Source organism: Arthrobacter sp. H-02-3, from assembly GCF_003097355.1.
GTDB classification, from domain to species: Bacteria; Actinomycetota; Actinomycetes; order Actinomycetales; family Micrococcaceae; genus Arthrobacter; species Arthrobacter humicola.
Genome location: NZ_PYUI01000013.1, coordinates 29,120 through 52,512 on the forward strand (window position 1 = coordinate 29,120; position 23,393 = coordinate 52,512).

At 64.9% G+C, this 23,393-nt stretch carries 19 protein-coding genes; 16 read left to right on the forward strand and 3 right to left on the reverse strand.

The features are described from left to right. Positions 1–18: 18 nt before the first annotated feature. The 3 genes from C9424_RS13385 (at position 19) to C9424_RS13395 (ending at position 4,676) form a co-directional block, all read left to right on the forward strand. Positions 19–1,800: an ABC transporter family substrate-binding protein gene (locus C9424_RS13385; RefSeq protein WP_116767310.1), complete on the forward strand. Its 1,782-nt coding sequence runs from the start codon at positions 19–21 to the stop codon at positions 1,798–1,800. Between the two features lie 177 nt (positions 1,801–1,977). After that, entirely contained in the window at positions 1,978–3,519 is a 1,542-nt protein-coding gene (locus C9424_RS13390) for an ABC transporter permease (RefSeq protein WP_116767311.1), read from the forward strand. 26 nt (positions 3,520–3,545) lie between these two features. Then, a complete protein-coding gene (locus tag C9424_RS13395; RefSeq protein ID WP_116767312.1) occupies positions 3,546–4,676 on the forward strand; it encodes an ABC transporter permease in 1,131 nt (376 codons plus the stop codon). A 27-nt stretch (positions 4,677–4,703) separates the two neighbouring features. Here C9424_RS13395 and C9424_RS13400 read toward each other — a convergent pair whose 3' ends face one another. Next, positions 4,704–5,333, reverse strand: coding sequence for a PH domain-containing protein (locus tag C9424_RS13400; protein WP_116767313.1), 630 nt, complete (start codon positions 5,331–5,333; stop codon positions 4,704–4,706). Between the two features lie 79 nt (positions 5,334–5,412). Here C9424_RS13400 and C9424_RS13405 point away from each other — a divergent pair, with 79 nt between their 5' ends. The 5 genes from C9424_RS13405 to C9424_RS13425 all read left to right on the forward strand — a co-directional run bounded on the left by C9424_RS13405 (position 5,413) and on the right by C9424_RS13425 (position 13,035). Beyond that, positions 5,413–7,239 carry an ABC transporter ATP-binding protein gene (locus C9424_RS13405; protein WP_116767314.1) on the forward strand — a complete coding sequence of 609 codons (1,827 nt, stop codon included), beginning with the start codon at positions 5,413–5,415 and terminating at the stop codon, positions 7,237–7,239. A 292-nt stretch (positions 7,240–7,531) separates the two neighbouring features. After that, a complete protein-coding gene (locus C9424_RS13410; RefSeq protein ID WP_116767315.1) occupies positions 7,532–9,172 on the forward strand; it encodes a peptide ABC transporter substrate-binding protein in 1,641 nt (546 codons plus the stop codon). Positions 9,173–9,396: 224 nt separating this feature from the next. Further along, on the forward strand, positions 9,397–10,326 hold the full coding sequence (locus C9424_RS13415; RefSeq protein WP_116767316.1) for an ABC transporter permease: 930 nt from the start codon (positions 9,397–9,399) through the stop codon (positions 10,324–10,326). Then, positions 10,316–11,308, forward strand: coding sequence for an ABC transporter permease (locus C9424_RS13420; RefSeq protein ID WP_116767317.1), 993 nt, complete (start codon positions 10,316–10,318; stop codon positions 11,306–11,308). Before C9424_RS13415 ends, C9424_RS13420 begins: the two co-directional genes overlap by 11 nt. Positions 11,309–11,319: 11 nt before the next feature. Next, positions 11,320–13,035 carry a dipeptide ABC transporter ATP-binding protein gene (locus tag C9424_RS13425; RefSeq protein ID WP_202615871.1) on the forward strand — a complete coding sequence of 572 codons (1,716 nt, stop codon included), beginning with the start codon at positions 11,320–11,322 and terminating at the stop codon, positions 13,033–13,035. Between the two features lie 202 nt (positions 13,036–13,237). Here the strand turns inward: C9424_RS13425 and C9424_RS13430 are convergent, their stop codons facing one another. Then, on the reverse strand, positions 13,238–14,128 hold the full coding sequence (locus C9424_RS13430) for an SGNH/GDSL hydrolase family protein (protein ID WP_116767319.1): 891 nt from the start codon (positions 14,126–14,128) through the stop codon (positions 13,238–13,240). Positions 14,129–14,421: 293 nt separating this feature from the next. Between C9424_RS13430 and typA the strand changes: the two genes are divergently transcribed. The 3 genes from typA (at position 14,422) to C9424_RS13445 (ending at position 17,883) form a co-directional block, all read left to right on the forward strand. Then, positions 14,422–16,350 carry a translational GTPase TypA gene (typA, locus tag C9424_RS13435; protein WP_116767320.1) on the forward strand — a complete coding sequence of 643 codons (1,929 nt, stop codon included), beginning with the start codon at positions 14,422–14,424 and terminating at the stop codon, positions 16,348–16,350. 27 nt (positions 16,351–16,377) lie between these two features. Beyond that, entirely contained in the window at positions 16,378–16,755 is a 378-nt protein-coding gene (locus C9424_RS13440; RefSeq protein WP_237563449.1) for a hypothetical protein, read from the forward strand. A gap of 318 nt (positions 16,756–17,073) precedes the next feature. Further along, positions 17,074–17,883, forward strand: coding sequence for a type IV toxin-antitoxin system AbiEi family antitoxin domain-containing protein (locus tag C9424_RS13445; protein ID WP_116767321.1), 810 nt, complete (start codon positions 17,074–17,076; stop codon positions 17,881–17,883). Between the two features lie 528 nt (positions 17,884–18,411). Here the strand turns inward: C9424_RS13445 and C9424_RS13450 are convergent. Beyond that, a complete protein-coding gene (locus C9424_RS13450; protein ID WP_116767322.1) occupies positions 18,412–18,660 on the reverse strand; it encodes a putative acetyltransferase in 249 nt (82 codons plus the stop codon). A gap of 153 nt (positions 18,661–18,813) precedes the next feature. Between C9424_RS13450 and fdxA the strand changes: the two genes are divergently transcribed. The 5 genes from fdxA (at position 18,814) to C9424_RS13475 (ending at position 23,383) form a co-directional block, all read left to right on the forward strand. Then, a complete protein-coding gene (gene fdxA, locus C9424_RS13455) occupies positions 18,814–19,140 on the forward strand; it encodes a ferredoxin (RefSeq protein ID WP_091248992.1) in 327 nt (108 codons plus the stop codon). A gap of 12 nt (positions 19,141–19,152) precedes the next feature. After that, entirely contained in the window at positions 19,153–20,301 is a 1,149-nt protein-coding gene (dapC, locus tag C9424_RS13460) for a succinyldiaminopimelate transaminase (protein WP_116767323.1), read from the forward strand. 228 nt (positions 20,302–20,529) lie between these two features. After that, positions 20,530–21,813: a citrate synthase gene (locus C9424_RS13465; RefSeq protein ID WP_116767324.1), complete on the forward strand. Its 1,284-nt coding sequence runs from the start codon at positions 20,530–20,532 to the stop codon at positions 21,811–21,813. A 232-nt stretch (positions 21,814–22,045) separates the two neighbouring features. Beyond that, positions 22,046–22,723, forward strand: a complete 678-nt coding sequence (locus C9424_RS13470; protein ID WP_116767325.1) for a TetR/AcrR family transcriptional regulator — start codon at positions 22,046–22,048, stop codon at positions 22,721–22,723. 48 nt (positions 22,724–22,771) lie between these two features. After that, positions 22,772–23,383: a hypothetical protein gene (locus C9424_RS13475; RefSeq protein ID WP_116767326.1), complete on the forward strand. Its 612-nt coding sequence runs from the start codon at positions 22,772–22,774 to the stop codon at positions 23,381–23,383. The last annotated feature ends 10 nt before the right edge of the window (positions 23,384–23,393 follow it).

Genomic DNA, 23,393 nt, shown 5'->3' on the forward strand with positions numbered 1-23,393 from the left:
CAGAAACAAGGAGGCGGAATGCGCTTGGGTCGTATTTCCAAAGCAGTGGGCGTGGCGGCAGTAGCTGCCATCGCCCTCAGCGCCTGCGCAGGCAACAGCGGCGGGACAACCCCGTCAACTGCGGCCGCAGCAGGCAAGCAAGGCGGATCGGCAACCGTAGTCGAGGTCAACGCGTTCAACACGTTCAACCCGAACACGGCTGACGGAAACACTGACATCAACTCAAAGATCAGCTACGCCACGCACTCAGGGTTCTTCTATATCGACAACAAGCTCAACGTCGTCCGCAATGAGAAGTTCGGCAAGATGGAAAAGGTCTCGGACGACCCCCTGACGGTCAAGTACACCATCAATGACGGCGTGAAGTGGTCAGACGGCACGCCTGTGACCTCGGCCGACCTCCTGCTGCAGTGGGCCGCCTTCTCCGGCTACTACAACGACGCCAATGCGGACGCCAAGACCGGAACGTCCTACTTCTCCTACGCCGGTGACCCCACCGGCCTGGCGCTTACCGACTTCCCGGAGCTCAGCGACGACGGCAAGTCCATGACGCTGAAGTACTCCAAGCCCTTCGCCGACTGGGAAATCGCCCTCGGCGGCCCCGGCGTCGACATCCCGGCCCACGTCCTCGCCAAGAAGGCGGGCCTGGCCGACGCCAAGGCATTCGTCGACCTCCTCAAGGGCACTCCCCGCGGCGACGCCAAGGCCCCCAAACCGGCGAACGCTCAGCTCAAGGCCATGGCAGACCTGTGGAACACCGGCTTTGACACCAAGACCCTGCCGGCCGATCCGAGCCTCTACCTCTCCAACGGCCCGTTCATCGTCAAGAGCGTCAACCAGGACCAGTCCCTGACCATGGTCAAGAACCAGGACTACAACTGGGGCCCGACACCCAACCTCGACGAAATCACCGTCCGTTACATCGGTGAGGCCCCCGCCCAGGTCCAGGCCCTCAAGAACGGCGAAGCCGACATCATCGCCCCGCAGGCGTCCGCTGACACCGTGGAGCAGCTCAAGGCGCTTGAGAGCCAGGGCGTGACGGTCGACGTCGGCAACCAGCTCGCGTACGACCACATCGACCTGAACTACTCGGGCCCCTTTGCCGACAAGAACGTCCGTGAGGCGTTCATGAAGGCCGTCCCGCGCGCGGACATCGTCGACAAGATCGTCAAGAAGCTCGACCCGAAGGCTGCTCCGCTTGACTCGCAGCTCTTCGTCCCGGACCAGGCCCCCTATGCCGACTCCGTGAAGAACAACGGATCCTCCGCCTACCAGGGCGTGGACATCGACGGCGCCAAGAAGCTCCTCAACGGTGCCACCCCCACGGTCCGCATCATGTACAACAAGGACAACCCCAACCGTGTCGATGCTTTCTCCCTGATCAGCGAGTCCGCCACCAAGGCCGGCTTCAAGATCGTTGACGGCGGCCTCGGCAAGTCCGACTGGGGCAAGGCCCTCGGTGACGGCACCTATGACGCCACCATCTTCGGCTGGAGCAACTCCGGTGTCGGCGTGTCCGGCGTCCCGCAGATCTTCAAGACCGGCAACGACTCCAACTTCAACAAGTTCAGCGACCCGGCAGCGGACAAACTGATGGACGAACTGATTGTCACCACCGACAAGAGCAAGCAGGACGGCCTCGTAACGCAGATCGACAAGATGATCTGGGATTCGGCCTACGGCCTTCCGCTCTTCCAGTCGGTTGGCGTGGACGCATACAGCGACCGCATCACCGGTGTGAAGTACATGCCGAACCAGACCGGCGTTTGGTGGAACTTCTGGGAATGGGCACAGAAGTAGCCCGCGACCGCAAGTAACACTGCTGGAAAGGCGTCGGGACCACAGCTTTCGGTCCTGGCGCCTTTCTGGCGACCTCCCTGGCGATGCCGTGGTTCCGCCGCCACATCGGCGGGAACCGGCCAGACTCCGCGACCGGCCCGGGCAATCCCCGGGCCCGAACTCCGAGGTTCTACACCAATGGTGACCTACATCTTCCGGCGGCTTGTGACTGCCGCCCTCATACTTCTCGGCGCATCCTACTTCGTGTATCTCCTGACAGCGGCGTCCGGCGATCCCCTGGAGGAGTTCCGTGCCAGCAACTCGCCGCAGAAGCAGCAGCTCATGGACGCGAGAACCGAGCTCCTGCAGCTGGACACCCCCGCCCCGCTGCGGTATTTCAAGTGGTTCGGCGGCGCGGTCCAGTGCCTCGTTCCGTTCGCCAACTCCTGTGACCTCGGAAAGAACATCGCCGGCCAGCCCGTCACCGAGGCTCTGGGCTTCGCGCTCGTGCAGACCCTGACGCTCGTCACCGGGGCCACCGTGCTTGCCATCCTGATCGGCATCACGCTGGGCATCGTCACCGCGCTCCGGCAGTACAGCACGCTGGACTACGGCGTGACCTTCATGGCCTTCCTGTTCTTCTCCCTGCCGATCTTCTGGGTGGCCGTCCTGCTCAAGGAATTCGGCGCCATCGGGTTCAACAACTTCCTGCGAAACCCCGAGGTCCCGCTGCCGACGGCACTCGGCATCGGCGTCGTCGCCGGCGCGCTGACAACGGTCGCGGCGGGCGGGGCCATGAAGCGCCGGCTGCTGACCGGTGCCATCGTCTTCGCCTTCGTCACCGCGGTGCTGATCTACTTCTCCGCCACCGAATGGTTCAAGACCCCGGGCCTAGGTCCAGTGATCATCGCCATCGCCGGTGCGGGCATCGCCTTCGCCGTCACCCTGCTCTCCGCCGGACTGAAAAACCGCAAGGCCCTTCAGTCGGCCCTGATCTCCGTCGGCGTCGGCGTCGTGCTGTACTTCGTCCTGCAGCCGCTGCTCAACGATGCGACGTTCCTCATGATCGTGATCCTGGCGGTCGCCTTTGTCCTGATCGGCATGGGCATCGGCTACGTGGTGGGTGGCTACGACCGGGGGCAGTCCATGCGGGCCGCGGCGATCACCTCCTTCCTGGTGGGCTTCCTGATCCTGCTGGATCGTTACATGCAGGCCTGGCCCAGCTACTTCAACAACAGCCGTGTGCGCGGCCGGCCCATCGCCACTATCGGTGCCAGCACACCGAACATTGAGGGTGACTTCTGGGTCCTGAGCCTTGACTCCTTCACCCACCTGATCCTGCCCACCCTGGCCCTGATCCTCATCTCGCTGGCCAGCTACACGCGGTTCACCCGCGCCTCGATGCTGGAAATCATGAACATGGACTACATCCGCACGGCACGGGCCAAAGGCCTGAGCGAGCGGACCGTCGTCATGCGCCACGCCTTCCGTAACGCCCTGATCCCGATCGCCACGATCGTCGCCTTCGATATCGGAGCACTGATCGGCGGTGCAGTCATCACCGAAACAGTCTTCTCGGTCCGTGGCATGGGCTTCCTCTTCCTGGACGGGATCGCTCATGTCGACCCCAACCCGGTCATGGGCGTCTTCATCTGCGTCGCCATCACGGCCATGGTCTTCAATCTGATTGCGGACCTGGCCTACTCCGCACTGGATCCGCGCGTAAGGGTAAAATCATGAGCCAGCCAAGTCAGCAGGAAGTAATCATGGCCGAAGACGGCTCGCGGATATCAGCCGCGGCAGGAATAGAGCCGGTCCTCGAGGCAAAGGGCCTCAGCCAGGGCCAGATCGTCCGGAAGCGGTTCCTCGGGCACTCCGGCGCCATCATCGGCCTCGTGGTCTTCGCCCTCATCTTTGTCATGGCCTTCACCTCGGTGGGTTACCTGGGCATTCCGGGCTGGTGGAAGTACACCCACGAGCAAGTCTCCCCGCTGGTCAACGACGGCGCACCGACGTCCTCGCTATGGCCCCTGGCCTGGGGCGAACATCCGTTTGGCCAGGACAGGATCGGCCGGGACCTGTTCGCCATGACCATGCGCGGCGCACAGCAGTCCATCACCATCATGCTCGTGATCGGCCTCATCGCGGGCCTGATCGGCGCGGTGGTCGGTGCCATCTCCGGCTACTTCAGGGGCTGGGCAGAGGCCATCCTGATGCGCGTGACTGACGTCATCATCATCGTTCCGGCCCTGCTGCTAGCCGCCGTCATGGCGCAGCTCGCCGGCCGCCGGGACCAGGGGAGCTGGTTCGCCTCCTTCGCCAGCACCAACGGCGTCCTGGCCCTCGGAATCTTCCTGGGCCTGATCAGCTGGGTAAGCCTGGCCCGCCTGATGCGCGGCGAATTCCTGTCACTGCGAGAACGCGAGTTCGTGGATGCGGCCAGGATTTCCGGCGCCAGCAATGCCAGGATCATCTTCAAGCACATCCTGCCCAACGCCGTCGGCGTGCTGATCGTGAACGTCACCCTGACGATGTCCGCGGCCATCCTCACCGAAACGGCACTGAGCTACCTCGGCGTCGGCGTCAAGGCCCCGGACACTTCCCTGGGCCTGCTCATCTCGCAGAACCAGCAGGCCTTCGCCACCCGGCCCTGGCTCTTCTGGTTCCCGGGCATGTTTATCGTGCTCATCTGCCTCAGCATCAACTTCATCGGCGACGGCCTGCGCGATGCCTTTGACCCGCGGCAGAAGAAGTTCAACGCCAAGAAGGCGGTGGACCACAGGGGGACTGCCGTGCAGGCAAGTGCTGTCACAGCCCCCGACGGTCCCGGGTATGAGCAATCCGGGCCCGAGGGATCACAGTACGACGGACCTGCCGACGGAACACAGGGCAAGTAGATGCCGGCCCCCTGCGGCAGGTCCGCGCTAGCCGGCGGTAACCGCCAGGTAGCTCGCCGCCAGAAGCAGTACGACGGCGCCAATCGCCACCCAGCGGACGGTGACGGTCGCATCGGTGGCGGCAGCGTCGTCTGCGGCGAGCTGTCCGCTTTCCACCAGCTCATGCCACCGTGCCCGCACCAGCATGGCGGCCTGGCCGGAGTCCGTGGTCTTCAGGTCGCCGGGGCGGACCGACCTGCCGGGTCCGTAGGTGGTTGCCGGCAGGCCGTGGAGGTCTTCCGGGCGGCCATTGCGACCGCCCCAGATTCCGGGAGCGGGCGCGGCCCAGGAGACGTAGCTCTTCCGGGCCGTCACCAGGGTGAGTGCAAAGCGGGTATCAACGTGCACCAGCGCGGCCCACGGAACCTCGATCGAGCGGAACGGATTTTCCAGGGTGACGCCGGAATCGTGCACCACCACGGACGGCATCCAGAACAGTTGCCAGCCCATGAACGCAATGAAGGCCAGCGGGGCGACGCCCGCCAGCGCTCCCGGCCCTGCCATGACAACCGTGGCGACGACACCGAACGCGGCCACCGTCCACGACAGCCAGGCGAACCATTTGTTCGTCCGTGCCTTGAAGACTTCAACATTTCCGGCGTGCGGCGCAGTGCTCATGCCCCCAATAATTCAGTATTCCGAGCCGCAGCACTAATTCCCGGTGCACCGGCGGCTCGGGCGGAAGGATGGCCCCATCATGACTGACTTCATTACCCTCGATCCGCCGGCGGCACCCGCGCACGGCAAGGGGGAAATCGTCCTGGAGGTCCGGGACCTCAGCGTGGATTTCGGCGTGGACAAAAAATGGGTCCCGGCTGCGATCGGCCTGAACTACGAGGTGCGGGCCGGCGAAGTGCTCGCCATCGTGGGGGAGTCCGGTTCCGGAAAGAGTGCCAGTTCAATGGCGCTGCTGGGCCTGCTGCCCAGTAACAGCCGTGTGACCGGAAGTGTCAAGCTCGCCGGCCGGGAGCTGCTGGGAACCAATGAGGCCAATATCCGGGCCGTCCGCGGCAAGGACGTCGCGGTTATCTTCCAGGAGCCGATGACGGCCCTGAACCCGGTCTACACCGTGGGGTCGCAGATTGTGGAAACTGTGCGTCTGCACAACGAAGTTTCCCCGGAAGAAGCGCGGCGCAAGGCCCTGCGCATGCTGGAACTTGTCGAACTGCCCGATCCCGAGAAAGCCTTCCGGTCTTACCCGCACCAGCTCTCCGGCGGGCAGCGCCAGCGCGCCATGATCGCGCAGTCGCTCTCCTGCGACCCGAAGCTGCTGATTGCGGACGAGCCCACCACGGCCCTCGACGTGACCGTCCAGGCCGAAATCCTTGACCTCATGCGCAACCTGCGCAACAAGCTGGACAGCGCCATTGTGCTCATCACGCACGACATGGGCGTGGTGGCCGACCTCGCCGACCGGATCGCCGTCATGCGCCGGGGACTCATCGTGGAGACGGGCACCGCGGCGCAGATCTTCCACAACCCGCAGCACGAATACACCCAGGCCCTCCTGGCCGCGGTCCCGCACCTGGGCCAAGGCGGTTCGGATTCGGTGTCGGACGTCGATGTCACCGCCGCCCTCGCCGCCGCCACCCACGCCGAGATCCTCTCCATTCCGGAAGACGAGCTGCTCCGGCGGGAGCGGGAGAACGCCGCTGCCCTGGCCGCGGCCGAGGCCGCCAAGCCAAAGGGTGAGCCGGTCCTGGAACTCACCGACGTCGCCATCGAATACCCCAAGCAGGGCCGGGTGCCGGCCTTCCGGGCTGTGGAGGGCGCCAACCTGGTCATCTACCCCGGGCAGGTGGTCGGCCTGGTCGGCGAGTCGGGCTCGGGCAAGACCACCATTGGCCGCGCCGCCGTCGGCCTGCTGCCGGTGGCGGCGGGCACCATGCGCGTCGTCGGGCAGGACATTTCTGCCGCCAAGAGGAACGGCCGGCAGCTCCACGAGATGCGCCGGCATGTCGGCATGGTGTTCCAGGACCCGTCCTCGTCCCTGAACCCCAGGCTTCCCATCGGGGAAAGCATCGGCGAGCCGATGTTCCTCGCGGGGGTCGCGAAGGGCGCCGAGCTGCAGCACCGGATCGAGGCACTCCTGGACCAGGTCGAGCTTCCGCGGGACTACCGCAACCGCTACCCGCACGAACTCTCCGGCGGCCAGAAACAGCGCGTCGGGATCGCGCGCGCACTCTCGCTCAAGCCGAAGCTCATGGTCGCCGACGAGCCTACCTCGGCCCTGGACGTCTCCGTCCAGGCCAAGGTGCTCGATCTCTTCCAGAACCTGCAAAAGGAACTGGGCTTCGCCTGCCTCTTCGTCACCCACGACCTCGCCGTGGTGGACGTGCTCGCGGACCGGATCTGCGTCATGCAACGCGGCAGAATCGTCGAACAGGGGACCCGGGACCAGATCCTGCGCAACCCGCAGGAGCCCTACACCCAGCGGCTTCTGGCCGCGGTTCCGCTGCCGGATCCGGACAAGCAGCGCGAGCGCCGCGAGCTGCGCGCGCAGCTGCTCTCGGGGGCCAGCTAAGGTGTGCCCCGGGGGCTGAAAACCGCCTACTTCGAGTTAATCCGGAGTAACCCGGATCACACTTCGGGCGAATACTACCAGCCGGTAGCGTGTGACTTGAAATACTTTGCGCGTGACGCTAGCAGTCATGAGGTTGTCGGATCACGGTTTGGCAACGGAGTTCCAACATTTGGACATTTTGGGGCTAGGCTACTTCCTTATGTAGGCCACGTCACAGGGGATACCCCTGTGCCTGCCTTCGGGGAAGCATAAGTTTTTCCCTCACGAACTCCCACAACTCATAGGAGGCGGAATGCGTTTTTCGCGCACTTCCAAAGCACTGGGCATGGTGGCTATCGCCGCCCTCGCCCTGACCGGATGCGGTGCCAGCGGCTCCGCAACCGGTAGCGGCAGTAACGGCGGCGACACCAGCAAAGTGATCCTCGCCGACGGCTCCGAACCCCAGCGTCCCCTGATGCCGGCCGACACCAACGAGGTCGGCGGCGGCAAGGTCATCGACATGATCTTCGCGGGTCTGGTCAGCTACGACCCCAGCGGCAAGCCGGTCAACGAGCTCGCCGAGTCCATCGAGGGCAAGGACGGCCAGCACTTCACCATCAAGATCAAGAAGGACCAGAAGTTCACGAACGGCGAGGCCATCACGGCCAAGACCTTCGTCGATTCCTGGAACTTCGGGGCCGCAGCAAAGAACGCACAGCTCAGCGGAGGCTTCTTCGAAAGCATCAAGGGCTACGACGAGGCCAGCGCAGAAGGCTCCACCGTCGACACCATGTCCGGCCTGAAGGTCGTTGACGATCAGACGTTCACCGTCGAACTGAAGCAGCCGGAATCCGACTGGCCGCTTCGCCTGGGCTACACCGCGTTTGTTCCGGTTCCCTCCGGCGCCCTGAAGGACCCGAAGGGCTTTGGCGAGAAGCCGGTCGGCAACGGCCCCTACAAGCTTGCGGACGGCGGCTGGCAGCACAACGTGCAGATCCAGCTCGTTCCGAACCCGGACTACAACGGCCCGCGCAAGGCCAAGAACGCCGGCGTGACCTTCAAGATCTTCCAGAACGACGACGCCGCCTACCAGGACCTGCTGTCCAACAACCTGGACATCCTGCAGACCATCCCGACCAGCGCGCTGAAGAACTTCAAGTCTGACCTCGGCGACCGCACCATCAACAAGCCGTACGCCGGCAACCAGACCATCGCCATCCCGGAATACCTGCCGGAGTGGAGCGGCGACGCCGGAAAGCTCCGCCGCCAGGCGATCTCCATGGCGATCAACCGCGACGAGATCACCAAGGTGATCTTCAACGGTGCACGCCAGCCCGCCAAGGACTTCACCGCTCCCGTGCTTGACGGCTACAGCGACGCGATCCCGGGTGCTGACAACCTGAAGTTTGACGCCACCAAGGCCAAGGAAGCTTGGGCCAAGGCCGACGCCATCCAGAAGTGGGACCCCAACGAGACGTTCACCATCGCCTACAACGCCGACAAGGGCGGACACAAGGCGTGGGTTGAGGCTGTTGTCAACCAGCTCAAGAACACCCTCGGCATCAAGGTTGAAGGCAAGCCGTACTCCACCTTCAAGGAAGCCCGCAACGACGCCACCGCCAAGACCCTCACCGGCTCCATCCGCGCCGGCTGGCAGGCAGACTACCCGTCGCTGTACAACTTCCTCGGCCCGATCTACAAGACCGGAGCCGGCTCCAACGACGCCAACTACGCGAACCCGACGTTCGACAAGGCCGTCTCCGACGGCCTGAACGCCTCGTCCGTCAGCGACGGCAACAAGGCCATGAACAAGGCCCAGGAAATCCTCCTGAACGACCTGCCGGCCATCCCCCTGTGGTACCAGGTTGCCCAGGGCGGCTGGAGCGACAAGGTCACCAACGTTGACTACGGCTGGGACGGCGTCCCGCTGTACTACAACATCACCGGTAAGTAACACCTGAGCGACGGCGGGGGCCGCCCACACTGGGGCCTCCGCCGTCGTCGTGCTTTTCGCACGCCTAATTTTTCTTGATGCCCGACTCTTCGGGCGAACTTTTCGCAGCCCTGCCGCCGTGAGTGAACCGGCGCCGGTCTGCATCCATAGTGAAAAGGTTCTTTGATGAACAACTCCGCCGCATCCCTGGACAGGATGCCTGCCAACGAGGGTGTGACTCGCTGATGTCGACCTACATCCTCAAGCGTTTCCTGCAACTGATTCCCGTCTTCCTCGGCGCAACACTGCTGGTCTACTTCCTGGTCTTCAGCCTCCCCGGCGACCCCATCGTGGCACTGTTCGGCGACAAGCCGGTCAACGTGGCCGTCGCAGCCAAGCTGCGGGAGCAGTACCACCTGGACCAGCCGTTCTGGATGCAATACCTGCTCTACCTCAAGAGCATCTTCACGTTCGACCTCGGCCAGGACTTCTCCGGACGTCCCATTGCAACAGTGCTTGGCGAGGTCTTCCCCGTCACGGCGCGGCTGGCCATCATGGCGCTGATCTTCGAGGGTGTCTTCGGCATCGTCTTCGGCCTCATCGCCGGACTGCGGAAGGGCAAGTTGTTTGACGCCACGGTTCTGATCGCTTCACTGATCGTGATCGCTATTCCGATCTTCGTCCTGGGATTCCTGCTGCAGTTCACCATCGGCGTCCAGCTGGGCTGGGCCAAGCCCACAGTTAGTTCCGCCGCTACGATCCCGGACCTCATCCTGCCCGCGATCGTGCTGGGACTGGGATCCTTTGCCTATGTGCTGCGTCTGACCCGCACGTCGGTCATCGAAAACATGAACGCCGACTACGTGCGCACCGCCACCGCCAAGGGCTTGTCCCGGTTTCAGGTGGTCCGCGTCCACATCCTGCGCAACTCCCTGATTCCCGTCATTACTTTCCTGGGCGCCGACCTCGGTGCCTTGATGGGCGGCGCGATCGTGACCGAGGGCATTTTCAACGTCCCGGGAGTAGGCAACCGGCTCTACCGGGCCGTCCTGTCGGGCGAAGGCCCCACCGTGGTCTCGATCGTCACCGTCCTGGTGCTGATCTACTGCCTGTCCAACCTGCTCGTTGACCTGCTTTACGGCTGGCTTGACCCGAGGATCCGTTATGACTCCTGAGAACACCACCGCACGCCACGCCGTCGCCACCCGTCCGGCCCGCCGGATGGAGCACTTCGTGGCCGATGTCTCCGAGACTCCGCTCCAGGCAACGGACCGGGTCAAGGACGAAGCCGCACCGCTGAGCCTTTGGGGCGAGGCCTGGAAGAACCTGCGCAAGCAGCCGCTCTTCCTCATCTCCGCATTTCTGATCCTGGTGGTAGTGGCGGTCTCCCTCTTCCCTGCGCTCTTCTCGCCGATCGACCCGACGTCGGAGGCATGCCAGCTGGCCAACTCCGACGCCGGCCCCGCCGCGGGCCACCCCCTGGGCTTCACCCAGCAGGGCTGCGACGTCTATGCCCGCGTCATCTTCGGCACACGCTCCTCGGTGACGGTGGGCCTCTTCACCACCATCGGGGTCCTCCTCATCGGCTGCATCCTGGGTGCTGTGGCCGGCTACTACGGCGGTTGGGTCGACTCCATCCTTGCGCGCATCAATGACATTTTCTTCGCGCTGCCGCTGATTCTGGGCGCAATCGTGCTCATGCAGCTGCCGATGTTCCGGACGAACCGGACGGTCTGGACACTTGTGCTTATCCTGGTGGTCTTCGGCTGGCCGCAGATCGCCCGCATCACCCGCGGCGCCGTCATCGAGGTCCGCAATGCCGACTTCGTCACGGCCGCCCGGTCACTCGGCGTCTCGAAGTTCGGTGCCCTCATGCGCCACGTCCTGCCGAACTCGCTGGCTCCGATCATCGTCGTGGCCACCATCTCTCTGGGCACGTTCATCGTGGCCGAATCCACGCTGTCGTTCCTCGGCATCGGGCTGCCGCCCAGCGTCATGTCCTGGGGCAACGACATCCAGGCGGCGCAGTCCTCGCTCCGGTCCAACCCGATGCCGCTGCTCTACCCGGCCATCGCGTTGTCCATCACCGTCCTGAGCTTCATCATGCTGGGCGATGCCCTGCGTGATGCGCTCGATCCCAAAGCCCGCAAGCGATGAAAGGGGACACCATGAGCGCCTCTGTTGAAATCCAGGAAGTGGAAGACGCCATTGAGCGCCCGCTGCTTGAAATCAAGGATCTGGCAATCGGCTTCACCACCAGCAACGGCGCGGTTAACGCCGTCCGCAACGCTCACCTCACCATCATGCCGGGCGAAACCGTCGCGATCGTGGGCGAGTCGGGTTCCGGCAAGTCCACCACCGCCCTGGCCGCAATCGGCCTGCTCCCGGGCAACGGCCGCGTCTCGGCAGGCCAGATCCTCTTCGACGGGGAGGACATCTCCAACGCCAGCGAAAAGCGGATGATCGAACTCCGCGGCAACAGCATCGGCATGGTCCCGCAGGACCCGATGTCCAACCTGAACCCGGTCTGGAAGATCGGCGACCAGGTGCGCGAGACGCTGAAGGCCAACGGGCTGCCCAACGGCCCCGACGACGTCGCGAAGGTCCTGTCCCAGGCCGGGTTGCCGGACGCCGCCAGCCGCGCCAAGCAGTACCCGCACGAGTTCTCCGGCGGCATGCGCCAGCGCGCGCTGATTGCGATCGGGCTCTCCTGCCAGCCGCGGCTGCTCATCGCGGACGAGCCGACGTCGGCGTTGGACGTCACCGTGCAGCGACAGATCCTCGATCACCTGGACAAGATGACCACCGAGCTGAGCACCGCCGTGCTGCTGATCACGCACGACCTCGGCCTCGCCGCCGAGCGCGCCGACCAGGTAGTGGTCATGTACCGCGGCCAGGTCGTCGAATCCGGGCCGTCGCTGGAGCTGCTGCAGAACCCGCAGCACCCGTACACCCAGCGGCTGGTCGCCTCGGCGCCGTCGCTGGCGTCCCGGCGCATCCAGGCCGCCAAGGAACTGGGCGTGGAAACGGACGACATGCTCGCCTCCGCCGAGACCGGCGTGGTTGAACCGTCAAAGACCGACGAGATCCTGCAGATCCAGGACCTCAAGAAGGTGTTCAAGCTGCGTTCGGGCCTGGGTAAGTCCACGGACTTCACCGCCGTTGACAACGTCTCCTTCAGCGTCAATCGGGGAACCACGACGGCGATTGTGGGGGAGTCGGGGTCCGGCAAGTCCACGGTGGCGCAGATGGTCCTGAACCTCCTGTCGCCGACCTCGGGCAAGATCATCTTCGACGGCGTGGACACCTCCACGCTGAACAGCAAGGAGCTCTTCGCCTTCCGGCGCCGGGTGCAGCCGATCTTCCAGGACCCGTACGGTTCCCTGGACCCGATGTACAACATCTTCAGGACCATCGAGGAGCCGCTGCGGACCCACAAAATCGGGGACAAGGCGAGCCGCGAGAAGAAGGTACGGGAACTCCTGGACCAGGTGGCGCTACCGCAGTCCACGATGCAGCGGTACCCGAATGAGCTCTCCGGCGGCCAGCGCCAGCGCGTCGCGATCGCGCGGGCACTGGCACTGGACCCCGAAGTGATCATCTGCGACGAGGCCGTCTCGGCACTGGACGTGCTGGTGCAGGCGCAGGTGCTGAACCTGCTCGCCGAACTGCAGTCCCGGCTGGGCCTGACCTACCTGTTCATCACCCACGACCTCGCTGTGGTCCGGCAGATCGCGGACCACGTGTGCGTCATGCAGAAGGGCAAGCTGGTGGAGACTGGTTCCACGGACGACGTCTTCGATGCGCCGCAGCAGGAATACACCATGGCCCTGCTCAACGCCATCCCCGGTGCCGGCCTCATCCTGCCGCCGGAAGTCGCCTGAGCCTGTAACACAGCTGACAGGTCCGGGCGGCAGATGCGCCTGTAACAGCAAGCCTGCACCACCAAGTGCGCCTGTACGTCTGTAACAACAAAGGAGCCGGTGTCCGCCCGTAAAGGCGCGCACCGGCTCCTTTGTCGTGCAGGTTCCCTTGGTGCTTGATGCTTGGTGCTTGGTGCTCCGGTCCGGCCTGACCGGGCCGGCGTTAGTGGGCCAAGCCGGAGACGAGGCCGGCGTCCTGGTATTCCAGTCCCATGGACTCAAGTCGCTGGCCGAAGACGGCGCCGAGAGCCGCATGGCCCTGCCTGTTCAGGTGAACCCCGTCCGCCATCGAACCCGTGAGGTTGTAGCGGGTGAGCCAGTCTCCGGCGCTGACGAACGGCAGTCCGTGCCGGCTCGCCACGGTCCCCAGCAGCGTGTCCACCTGGCTCCGGCGTCCTCCGCCGAAGCTGGCGCCGCGCGCGAGCGTGCCGACCATGAGCATCCGCGCCGCAGGATAGCGCTGGCGGATGCTGGCGATCAGCCGCTCGGCATTGGCGACGATCTGCGAGTCAGTGGCGCCGCGTGCGGCGTCGTTTCCGCCGCCTTCAATCACCACCAGGGGAGGGGTGCCGTAGGGGAGCTTCCAGTCACCGCGCTGGAGCGCGTCAATGTAGTTGCCGGTCTTGCCGTTCGACGCCACGTAACCGGTGCCGCCCCGGCCGCAGAAGAAGACTTTGTACCCCGCCGCGGCCAGGCCCTGCCTGGGCCAGCCGAAGGACGGCTCCGATTGGGAGTCGCCAATCAATACCGCGATGTTGCTGGTGTCCTTGACGATCACCTCGTCGCGGCCGTTGGCAGGATTGCGGTAGATCGAACCGCCGGCCAAGTCTGCGGGATTGATTCCGGAACCGACCCGGGTCTTTCCCGGCGAGCCTGCAGCCACCGGCACGCCTGCGCCGTTGGCTGCGCCACCGGCCTGGGCGGCCGCCCGTGGCGCGGCCGAAGTGCCCGCGTCGGACGCAGGTGACGAAGAAGCCTGCCCGCAGCCGCCAAGAACTACGCCTACGGCGATCATCGTTGCGACAAAGCGGGACAGAGCCGAGGCGTTTCGCATGAATGTCTCCGGGCTTGCTTGCTGCTATGAGAGCAATGATGGGGCATGGGAGCGGGAAAATCCAGTGACTTTACTCACAGGTAACAATCGACTTTCGTGTGTCCTTCCGGCGCTGTCCACCTCGGCAGGGTCGGCCGCCGGATCATCGGGCGTTCGCATTTTAGGCCAATAAATAGCCTAGCCCTTAGACTTGTATCAGGTGCCCTGTGTCGAAAGGGCGTATCCGTCGTGCGTTCCGGTTGGAAATGTCGCGATACCACAGCTGACTTCACCACTGAATCGAGCAATAACGCATGTCTGAAACCACCACCAACACCGCGGTAGCCACTGCATCGCGCAGTGACCTGCGCAACGTCGCGATCGTGGCCCACGTTGACCACGGCAAGACCACTCTGGTCGACGCCATGCTCAAGCAGACCAACTCCTTTGCCGAGCACAACCACCTCGAGGACCGTGTCATGGACTCCGGTGACCTCGAGCGTGAAAAGGGCATCACCATCCTGGCCAAGAACACCACGGTGGCCTACAACGGACCGTCCTCCCAGGGCGAGACCATCACCATCAACGTCATCGACACCCCCGGCCACGCCGACTTCGGTGGCGAGGTTGAGCGCGGTCTGTCCATGGTCGACGGCGTCGTCCTCCTCGTCGACGCATCTGAGGGCCCGCTGCCCCAGACCCGCTTCGTGCTGCGCAAGGCACTGGCCGCGCACCTGCCGGTGATCCTCCTCGTCAACAAGACCGACCGCCCGGACGCGCGGATCGAAGAAGTTGTCCACGAGTCCATGGACCTGCTCCTGGGCCTGGCCTCTGACCTCGCGGACGAAGTTCCGGACCTGGACCTGGACAAGATCCTGAACGTTCCGGTCGTTTACGCCGCCGCCAAGGTCGGCCGCGCTTCCCTCGAGCAGCCCGCCGACGGCACCGCCCCGGAGAACGAGGACCTCGAGCCGCTCTTCAAGGCCATCATCGAGCACATCCCGGCTCCGACCTACAACCCGGACGGTGTCCTGCAGGCGCACGTCACCAACCTGGACGCCTCGCCGTTCCTCGGCCGCCTCGCGCTGCTGCGCATCTACAACGGAACCCTGCGCAAGGGCCAGACCGTGGCCTGGGCCCGTGCCAACGGTGAGCTGAAGAGCGTCAAGATCACCGAACTGCTTGCCACCAAGGCACTGGACCGTGTTCCGGCAGAATCCGCCGGCCCCGGCGAGATCGTCGCCGTCGCAGGTATCGAAGACATCACCATCGGTGAGACCTTGACCGACGTCGACAACCCGCAGCCGCTGCCGCTGATCACTGTTGACGACCCGGCCATCTCCATGACCATCGGTATCAACACCTCCCCGCTGGCCGGCAAGGTCAAGGGCGCCAAGGTCACGGCCCGCCAGGTCAAGGACCGCCTGGACAAGGAACTGATCGGTAACGTCTCCATCAAGGTGCTCCCCACCGAGCGTCCTGACGCCTGGGAAGTCCAGGGCCGTGGCGAGCTCGCGCTGGCCATCCTGGTCGAGCAGATGCGTCGCGAAGGCTTCGAACTGACCGTAGGCAAGCCGCAGGTTGTGACCAAGACGGTCGACGGCAAGATCCACGAACCGATGGAGCACATGACCATCGACGTGCCGGAAGAGTACCTCGGCGCCGTCACGCAGCTCATGGCAGCCCGCAAGGGCCGCATGACCAACATGGCCAACCACGGCACCGGCTGGTGCCGCATGGAGTTCATCGTTCCGGCGCGTGGCCTGATCGGTTTCCGCACCAAGTTCCTCACGGACACCCGCGGCGCCGGCATCGCGGCCTCCATCTCCGAAGGCTACGAGCCGTGGGCCGGCCCGATCGAGTACCGTACCAACGGTTCGATGATCGCCGACCGCGCCGGTGTTGTGACCCCGTTCGCGATGATCAACCTGCAGGAGCGCGGCTCCTTCTTCGTCAAGCCCACCTCCGAGGTTTACGAAGGCATGATCGTGGGCGAGAACTCCCGCGCCGACGACATGGACGTCAACATCACGAAGGAAAAGAAGCTCACCAACATGCGTGCAGCTTCCTCGGACACCTTCGAGAACCTGACGCCGCCGCGCGACCTGACCCTCGAAGAGTCCCTCGAATTCGCCCGCGAGGACGAGTGCGTGGAGGTTACCCCGGATTCCATTCGTATCCGCAAGGTCATCCTGGACACCAACGAGCGTGCCAAGGCCAACCGCGCCCGCGCCAAGGTCTGATCCCGGTCTCCGGGCTTCGGCTGACACGTGACTAAGAGAGCTGCCGGTATGGCAGGCGGCATTGCCGCCGCCGTGCCGGCAGCTCTTTTTGTTGCCCTGGCCGGCACCGCCCTGCACCGGCACGATCTGCTTCTGGGCGGCCTGCAGGTTCCGTGGGGCGCGGCCGCGGCCCTGCTCCTGCTGGGCTCGGCCGAGGTCTGGCTCGGGGCCGCGTTCCGTTCCATCATTCCGATAGCCGTCTGCGGACTTCTCTGCTACGCACTGACCGGCTGGTGGTCCACCCTGGAAACGGGCAAGCGCCTGGTCATCGGCGATACTGCGGGCAACATCTGGGTTTTCGGCATCGCCGGCATTACCGTGGCCATGCTCGCCTGGTGCCGACGCTACCGGCTGCCTACGGGCTAAGCGCGACCCTATTCGCTCCCTGCACCCGCTCCCTGCACCCGCTCCCTGCACCCGCTCCCTCCACCCGCTTCATCCACGGGACATGCTCATTTTCGCCCGCTCGAGTGGGCACAACGGCATCATGTCCAGCGCAAAGCTGGTTCGCGGGACATGCCTAGTCCTCACCGGTGGACATGCCCTGTGCTACTTCCGGTGCACGGACATGCCCACCGTCACTCCTGGTCGACGTCCTGGCAGCAATGGCTCTGCGGTTCCAAGTTCTCCACATAGCGCTGGATCGGACTTCTCGGGCGCGACGTGCGACTCCACCATGGGTGGATGGCCAACATCATCGAAGTGCTTTCCAAATACGACGGCGTCGCCCGCGCCAAATACCTTGCAGCGGCGGGTGTCTCCGATTTCCAGCTCAAGTCCGCGATGGCCTCGGGAGTCGTATCCCGCGTCGCCCGTGGCGTCTATGCGCTGCCCGGGGCTGACGAGCAGCTGATTTCCATCCGCTCCCTTCCGGCAGAACCGGCCTGCATCACAGCGGCCCACTGCGGCGGCCTATGGGTTCTCTCGGCCCCTGCCCAGCCGCACGTAGCCCTCACCCACAGCCGGAGCTACCAGGGCTTCGTCTGTCACAGATCGGCCACACCGCCGACTCTCCTGGACGCGGTCATCCAATGCCTGCGCTGTTTGCCGGAACCCGACGGGCTGATCATCGCCGAGTCCGCCGTCGTACTCAAGGGACTTCAGATTGGTGCCCTGCGCCGCCGGCTGGATGGCCGGAACGATGCCCGGGAGCGGCGGATCGTGTCGGCCATCGTTCCGCAATCGCAGTCGCTGATTGAGTGCTTGGCCCGGTTTCATCTGCGGCGTGCCGGCTTCCACGTCGAATCACAGGTCAACGTTCCGGGCATGGGGCATCTGGACCTGATGGTCGACGGCCGTCTTGGGATTGAGACCGACGGGGCCGGATTCCACATGGACAAAGTCAGCTTCGAGGAGGACCGACGGCGCTGGAACGTCACCACTCGCCGCGGAATCCCGACACTGATCGTAAGCTACCCGCTTCTGCGGGACCATCCCGAAGAATTCATCGCGATGGTCCGTGAAACCCTCAACAGGTTGTCGGCAGCTGCTTAGAGTCGGACGCAATTTCCGCCTTCACGCGTCCTGCAGGGCCCCCTTGAGATACGTCCTTCCACCATGGGACATGTCCTGCGCCGTGGCAGTCCGTCACCGGACATGTCCCTGGCTGCCTCGTTCCGCCGTTGGACATGTCCCGCACTGGCCGTCAGTGATGGACATGATGCCGGGATGTCCATGGCTGGCAACAAAGGGAGAGCATGTCCATCGGTTGCGGGCAATCAGAGGGGGCATGTCCGGTGGTCGGAGCGAGGGGAAGACATGTCCACGGGGTGCGGGCAGGTGAGAAGCGCGTGTCCACTGCCAGAGCCCGGGGGAGGGCATGTCCATTGGTAGAGAAGCTATGGCCGGATATGCACGCGGCTGGCAACAAGGGGAGGGCATGTCCATTGGTTGGGGGCAATCAGAGAGGGCATGTCCATCGGCTGAGGTGCGTGGAGGGCACATGTCCATGGGCTGAGGTGTGGGGAGGGCACATGTCCATGGGCTGAGGTGTGGGGAGGGCATGTCCACTGGCCGGCCCGGTCAGGGCGACTGGACCCGCGGGGCGCGGCGCGGCGGGGCCGGAGGGACTTCCTTGGCGGCCACGACGAGGGGGAGCGCAATGACGACGTCGGACCGGCGGGTGCGGACGGTGCACGCGCCGTCGGCCCGTTCCACGAGCTCGCCGAGCGCATCCGTCAGGCCGCCCTCGATCCGGTAGCGGACCACAACCCGGGTGCCGAGCGGGGCGCCGGAGAGGAACTGCTGGGGCAACGGCAATGGCGAGCTCATCAGATCATAGTAAGACGTGGACCGTGTATGACGTCCCGCTAGGTTCGCGGGAACAAGCTGGGAGATAATAGGCTCAGAAGTCAGCAGCCCGGCGCTCAGGCCGGGCAAACCATCCGGCCGGTCGCCGGGAACCAACGTGGAGAGGCCAGGGACGTGACGTACGTAATCGCGCAGCCGTGTGTAGATGTCAAAGACAAGGCATGTATTGAGGAGTGCCCCGTCGATTGCATTTACGAGGGTGAGCGTTCCCTGTACATCCACCCGGACGAGTGCGTGGACTGCGGTGCCTGCGAGCCGGTCTGCCCCGTCGAAGCGATCTACTACGAGGACGACACCCCGGACGAGTGGGCCGATTACTACAAGGCCAACGTCGAGTTCTTTGACGAGCTCGGCTCGCCGGGCGGAGCCGCTAAGGTCGGGAACACCCACACGGACCACCCCATGATCGCCGCCCTGCCGCCGCAGAACCAAGACAACTAGGGCGGCGCTGCAGTGGCATCCGCGGTGCGCACTTTCGGCCTGAGCCTGCCCGACTACCCGTGGGAGGCCATGGCGCCCTATCTCGCCACGGCGTCCCGGCACGCGGCAGGAACCGTCAACCTTTCCATCGGCACGCCGGTGGACCCGACGCCGGCCCTCATCCAGGACGCGCTGCGCGCCGCCGCGGACGCTCCCGGTTATCCCACGGTGCACGGAACGCCGGCACTGCGGGAGGCGATCGCCGGCTGGTTTGAGCGCCGGCGCGGCGTGCCCGGGCTGGATCCGCAGAACGTGATGCCGACGGTGGGATCCAAGGAACTCGTCGCGTGGCTGCCGTTCCTGCTCGGCCTGAAGCCGGGCGACGTCGTGGTCCGTCCCACGGTCGCTTACCCCACCTATGACATCGGCGCCACCTTCGCCGGTGCCGAGCACATCGCCGCCGACGACCTCGACGAGCTCGACGCCGGGACCCGCGCCCGCGTGCGGCTGGTCTGGGTCAACTCTCCGGCGAACCCCACCGGCAGCGTCCGGGACATCGCTTCGCTGCGACGGATCGTCCGGCAGGCCCGCGAGCTCGGCGCCGTCGTCGCATCCGACGAATGTTACGCCGAACTCGGCTGGGGTGAGTGGGACGTCCAGCGCGGCGGCACCCCGGTCCCCAGCATCCTGGATCCGCAGGTCGCCGAAGGCTCCCATGATGGTCTGCTCGCCGTCTATTCGCTCAGCAAACAGTCCAACCTTGCCGGTTACCGGGCCGCCTTCGTCGCCGGCGATCCGGCGATCATGGCGAATCTGGTCAACAGCCGCAAGCACGCCGGCATGATCGTCCCCTACCCGGTCCAGGAAGCCATGCGCGTCGCACTGGGCGACGACGCCCACGTCACGGCGCAGAAGGACCTCTACAGGGGCCGGCGGGAGCGGATCGTCCCCGCGTTGGAGGGCTTCGGGCTGACGATTCATGAGTCCCGCGCGGGCCTCTATTTGTGGGCCACCGCCGGCGAAGCGACGTGGGACACCGTGGGCAGGCTCGCGGACCGCGGAATCGTCGTTGGCCCCGGGGTTTTCTACGGCGACGCCGGCAACGGATTCATCCGGGTGGCGCTGACCGCAAGCGACGAGAGGATCGACGCCGCCGCGGCGCGGCTGGCCAGCGGAGCGTAACAATGCTGTGACGCCTACCACATGTGGCGTCTTTTCGGTGCTTTGGAGTCCTCTCGGATTAGTGCCACCCGCGAAGTGACGGTACTTTTTAACTGACGATCAATGGTGGCTTTCCACAAGAAGGCAGCGCAGCCTTTGGAAATCCTGTCCGCACAGGATCCGCGGGCAGCTTCACCAGATGTTGGACCAGCTTTCGACAGAGGCCCCGATGCCTCATGAGGAGACTCCATGACTGAAACCACCAGCGCAACCCTGCGCCATGCCGGCGGCGAGCTCGAGCTCCCGCGCATCAAGGTTGTAGAAGGAAACGAAGGCTACGACGTTTCCAAGCTGCTGAAGCAGACCGGCGCCGTCGCCTTCGACCCCGGTTTCATGAACACCGCGGCCACCACCTCGGCCATCACCTACATCGATGGTGACGCCGGCATCCTGCGCTACCGCGGCTACCCGATCGAGCAGCTGGCTCAGCACTCGAGCTTCCTGGAAGTTTCCTATCTGCTGATCTACGGCAACCTTCCGACCCCCACGGAGCTGGAGTCCTTCGACCAGCGGATCCGTCACCACACCCTGCTGCACGAGGAGCTCAAGGGCTTCTTCAGCGGCTTCCCGCGTGACGCCCACCCGATGCCGGTACTGTCCTCGGCTGTGTCCGCGCTCTCGACGTTCTACCAGGACTCGCTGGATCCGTTCAATGCCGAGCAGGTGGAGGTCTCCACCATCCGCCTCATGGCCAAGATGCCGGTCATCGCCGCCTACGCCCACAAGAAGTCGATCGGCCAGCCCATGCTGTACCCGGACAACTCGATGAACCTCGTGGAGAACTTCATGCGCCTCAGCTTCGGCCTGCCGGCCGAGCAGTACGAGGTTGACCCGGTTATCGCCAAGGCCCTGGACCTGCTCCTGATCCTGCACGCCGACCACGAGCAGAACTGTTCCACCTCCACGGTCCGGCTGGTCGGCTCCTCCAACGCCAACCTGTTCGCGTCCGTCTCCGCAGGCATCAACGCCCTCTTCGGACCCGCCCACGGCGGCGCCAACGAGGCCGTGCTGAAGATGCTGCGCCAGATCCAGGCCGACGGCATCAAGCCCGAGGACTACATGGAGAAGGTCAAGAACAAGGAAGACGGCGTCCGCCTCATGGGCTTCGGGCACCGCGTCTACAAGAACTACGACCCCCGCGCCAAGATCATCAAGGCCACCGCCCACGAGGTCCTCAGCAAGCTGGGCGGCAATGACGAGCTCCTCGACATCGCCATGCGCCTTGAAGAGAAGGCCCTTGGCGATGACTACTTCATCCAGCGCAAGCTCTACCCCAACGTGGACTTCTACACCGGCCTGATCTACAAGGCCATGGGTTTCCCCGAGAAGATGTTCACCGTGCTGTTCGCAATCGGACGCCTGCCGGGCTGGATCGCCCAGTGGCGCGAGATGATCAGCGATCCCAACACCAAGATCGGCCGTCCGCGCCAGCTCTACATCGGCGAACCGGAACGGAACTACCCTTCGGTGTAGCGGACCGGCCGTTTACGGCAGCGCCGCACAGCAAAGCATGACGCCGGCCGCGCACCTCTCGCTGAGGTGCGCGGCCGGCGTCGTGCTCGGGGCGCGCCGTGCCAACGCTCCATGCCAACGCTCCATTGTGACCAGCGCCATTGTGACCAGGGCCGTTGTGACCCGCGCCACGTGCACGGGGGAACCGGTGTGCCCCGGGGCGGCAACGGCACGGACGTGCTAAAAAAGACCAGTGCCTAAATTTGTCGACGCCGTAATCCGGCGCCAGGAAGTAGTAGACGCAGTCTTCAGGATCATTGCTACGGATGGTCTTGAGCGGGCCTCCCTGCGCGAAGTTGCCGACGAAGCGCAGCTGGCCGTCGGCTCGGTGCGGCACTATTTCGCCAGCAGTGACGAGCTGTTGTCCCACGCGTTCGCCATTGTGGTGGACCGGATTCTTGGCCGCCTTGCCGCCGCGGACGCCCGGGTGGGAGAACTGCCGCCCGGCTCGGCCGAGCACCACAACGCCGTAGCCGCGCTGCTGGATGAGTTTCTTCCGCTGGACGAGGAACGGGCCGTCGACGCATGCGTGTGGATGGCCTTCAAGAACGCCGCCCGGACCCGGCCGTTCCTGGCCGCCGAGGCCGACCGCAGCCATCGTGCCGTGGCCGCAATAGTCGGCGGCCTCATCCTCGGCCTGGCCGCCGGGGCAAATGGCCGCGACAGTGACGACGCCGCGGCCGGGATGGACCAGCAGGTGCTCGTCACTGAAGCCGAGCTGCTGCTGGCCGTCCTGGACGGGCTGACGATGCACGCCCTCCTGCAGCCGGAGTGGATGACGGCCCGCATGTGCAAGGATGTGCTGGAGGCCCATCTCGAGGGCCTGAGCCGCCGGATGGCGGACCGGGCCCCAGCCGTTAACGTGCACTAACAACAGGAATAGACTGAGATAGTACGTCTTGCCAAGGGAGGCAATTGGATGCACCACACCGGCGGACCGGGCTGGCGGATCACCATGGATACATCTGGTCCCATGCTCATTGCCCTCTACGTTCGTGACGCCGCCGGACTGGACACCGCGGGGCATCCGGCACTGTGTCACGTGGCGCCGAAGATCCGAGCCTCGGACCATACACACCTGATCGCAGAGGTGGGAGGCACGGCCGTGCTCAAGACCGAGTGGGAGGCTTGGTGGGAGCAGCTGCTGAAGGCCCACCCGGAAATGTCGCCCGAGCTCACCCCGCCGGGCTTCGGGTCGTTCAGCAATTCACCGGCGCTTCGCCGCGTGCTGCAGGCGCACTTCGGCGCCGCGCTGACGTGGGCCCGGGAACGCCGCGCGGAATACCTGGCCCTGGAAGCGGAGCGCGAATCCAACAGCAACAATGAGCTCCTGGCCGACATGGTGGAGGACCGGTTGCTGGAAGTGGGCCGCCCGGCCCGGGATTTCAGCCTGACGATCATCGAACTCCCGCTGGCGGAGCCGCGGGCCTGGTACCTCGAGCCGGACAAGATTCTCATGAGCCAGGAGCTTTTGTCCGAGCCGGAACTGTTCCGCAGCTATGTCCAGCCGGTGGTCGATCTCCTCGTGTGAGCCGGTCGCC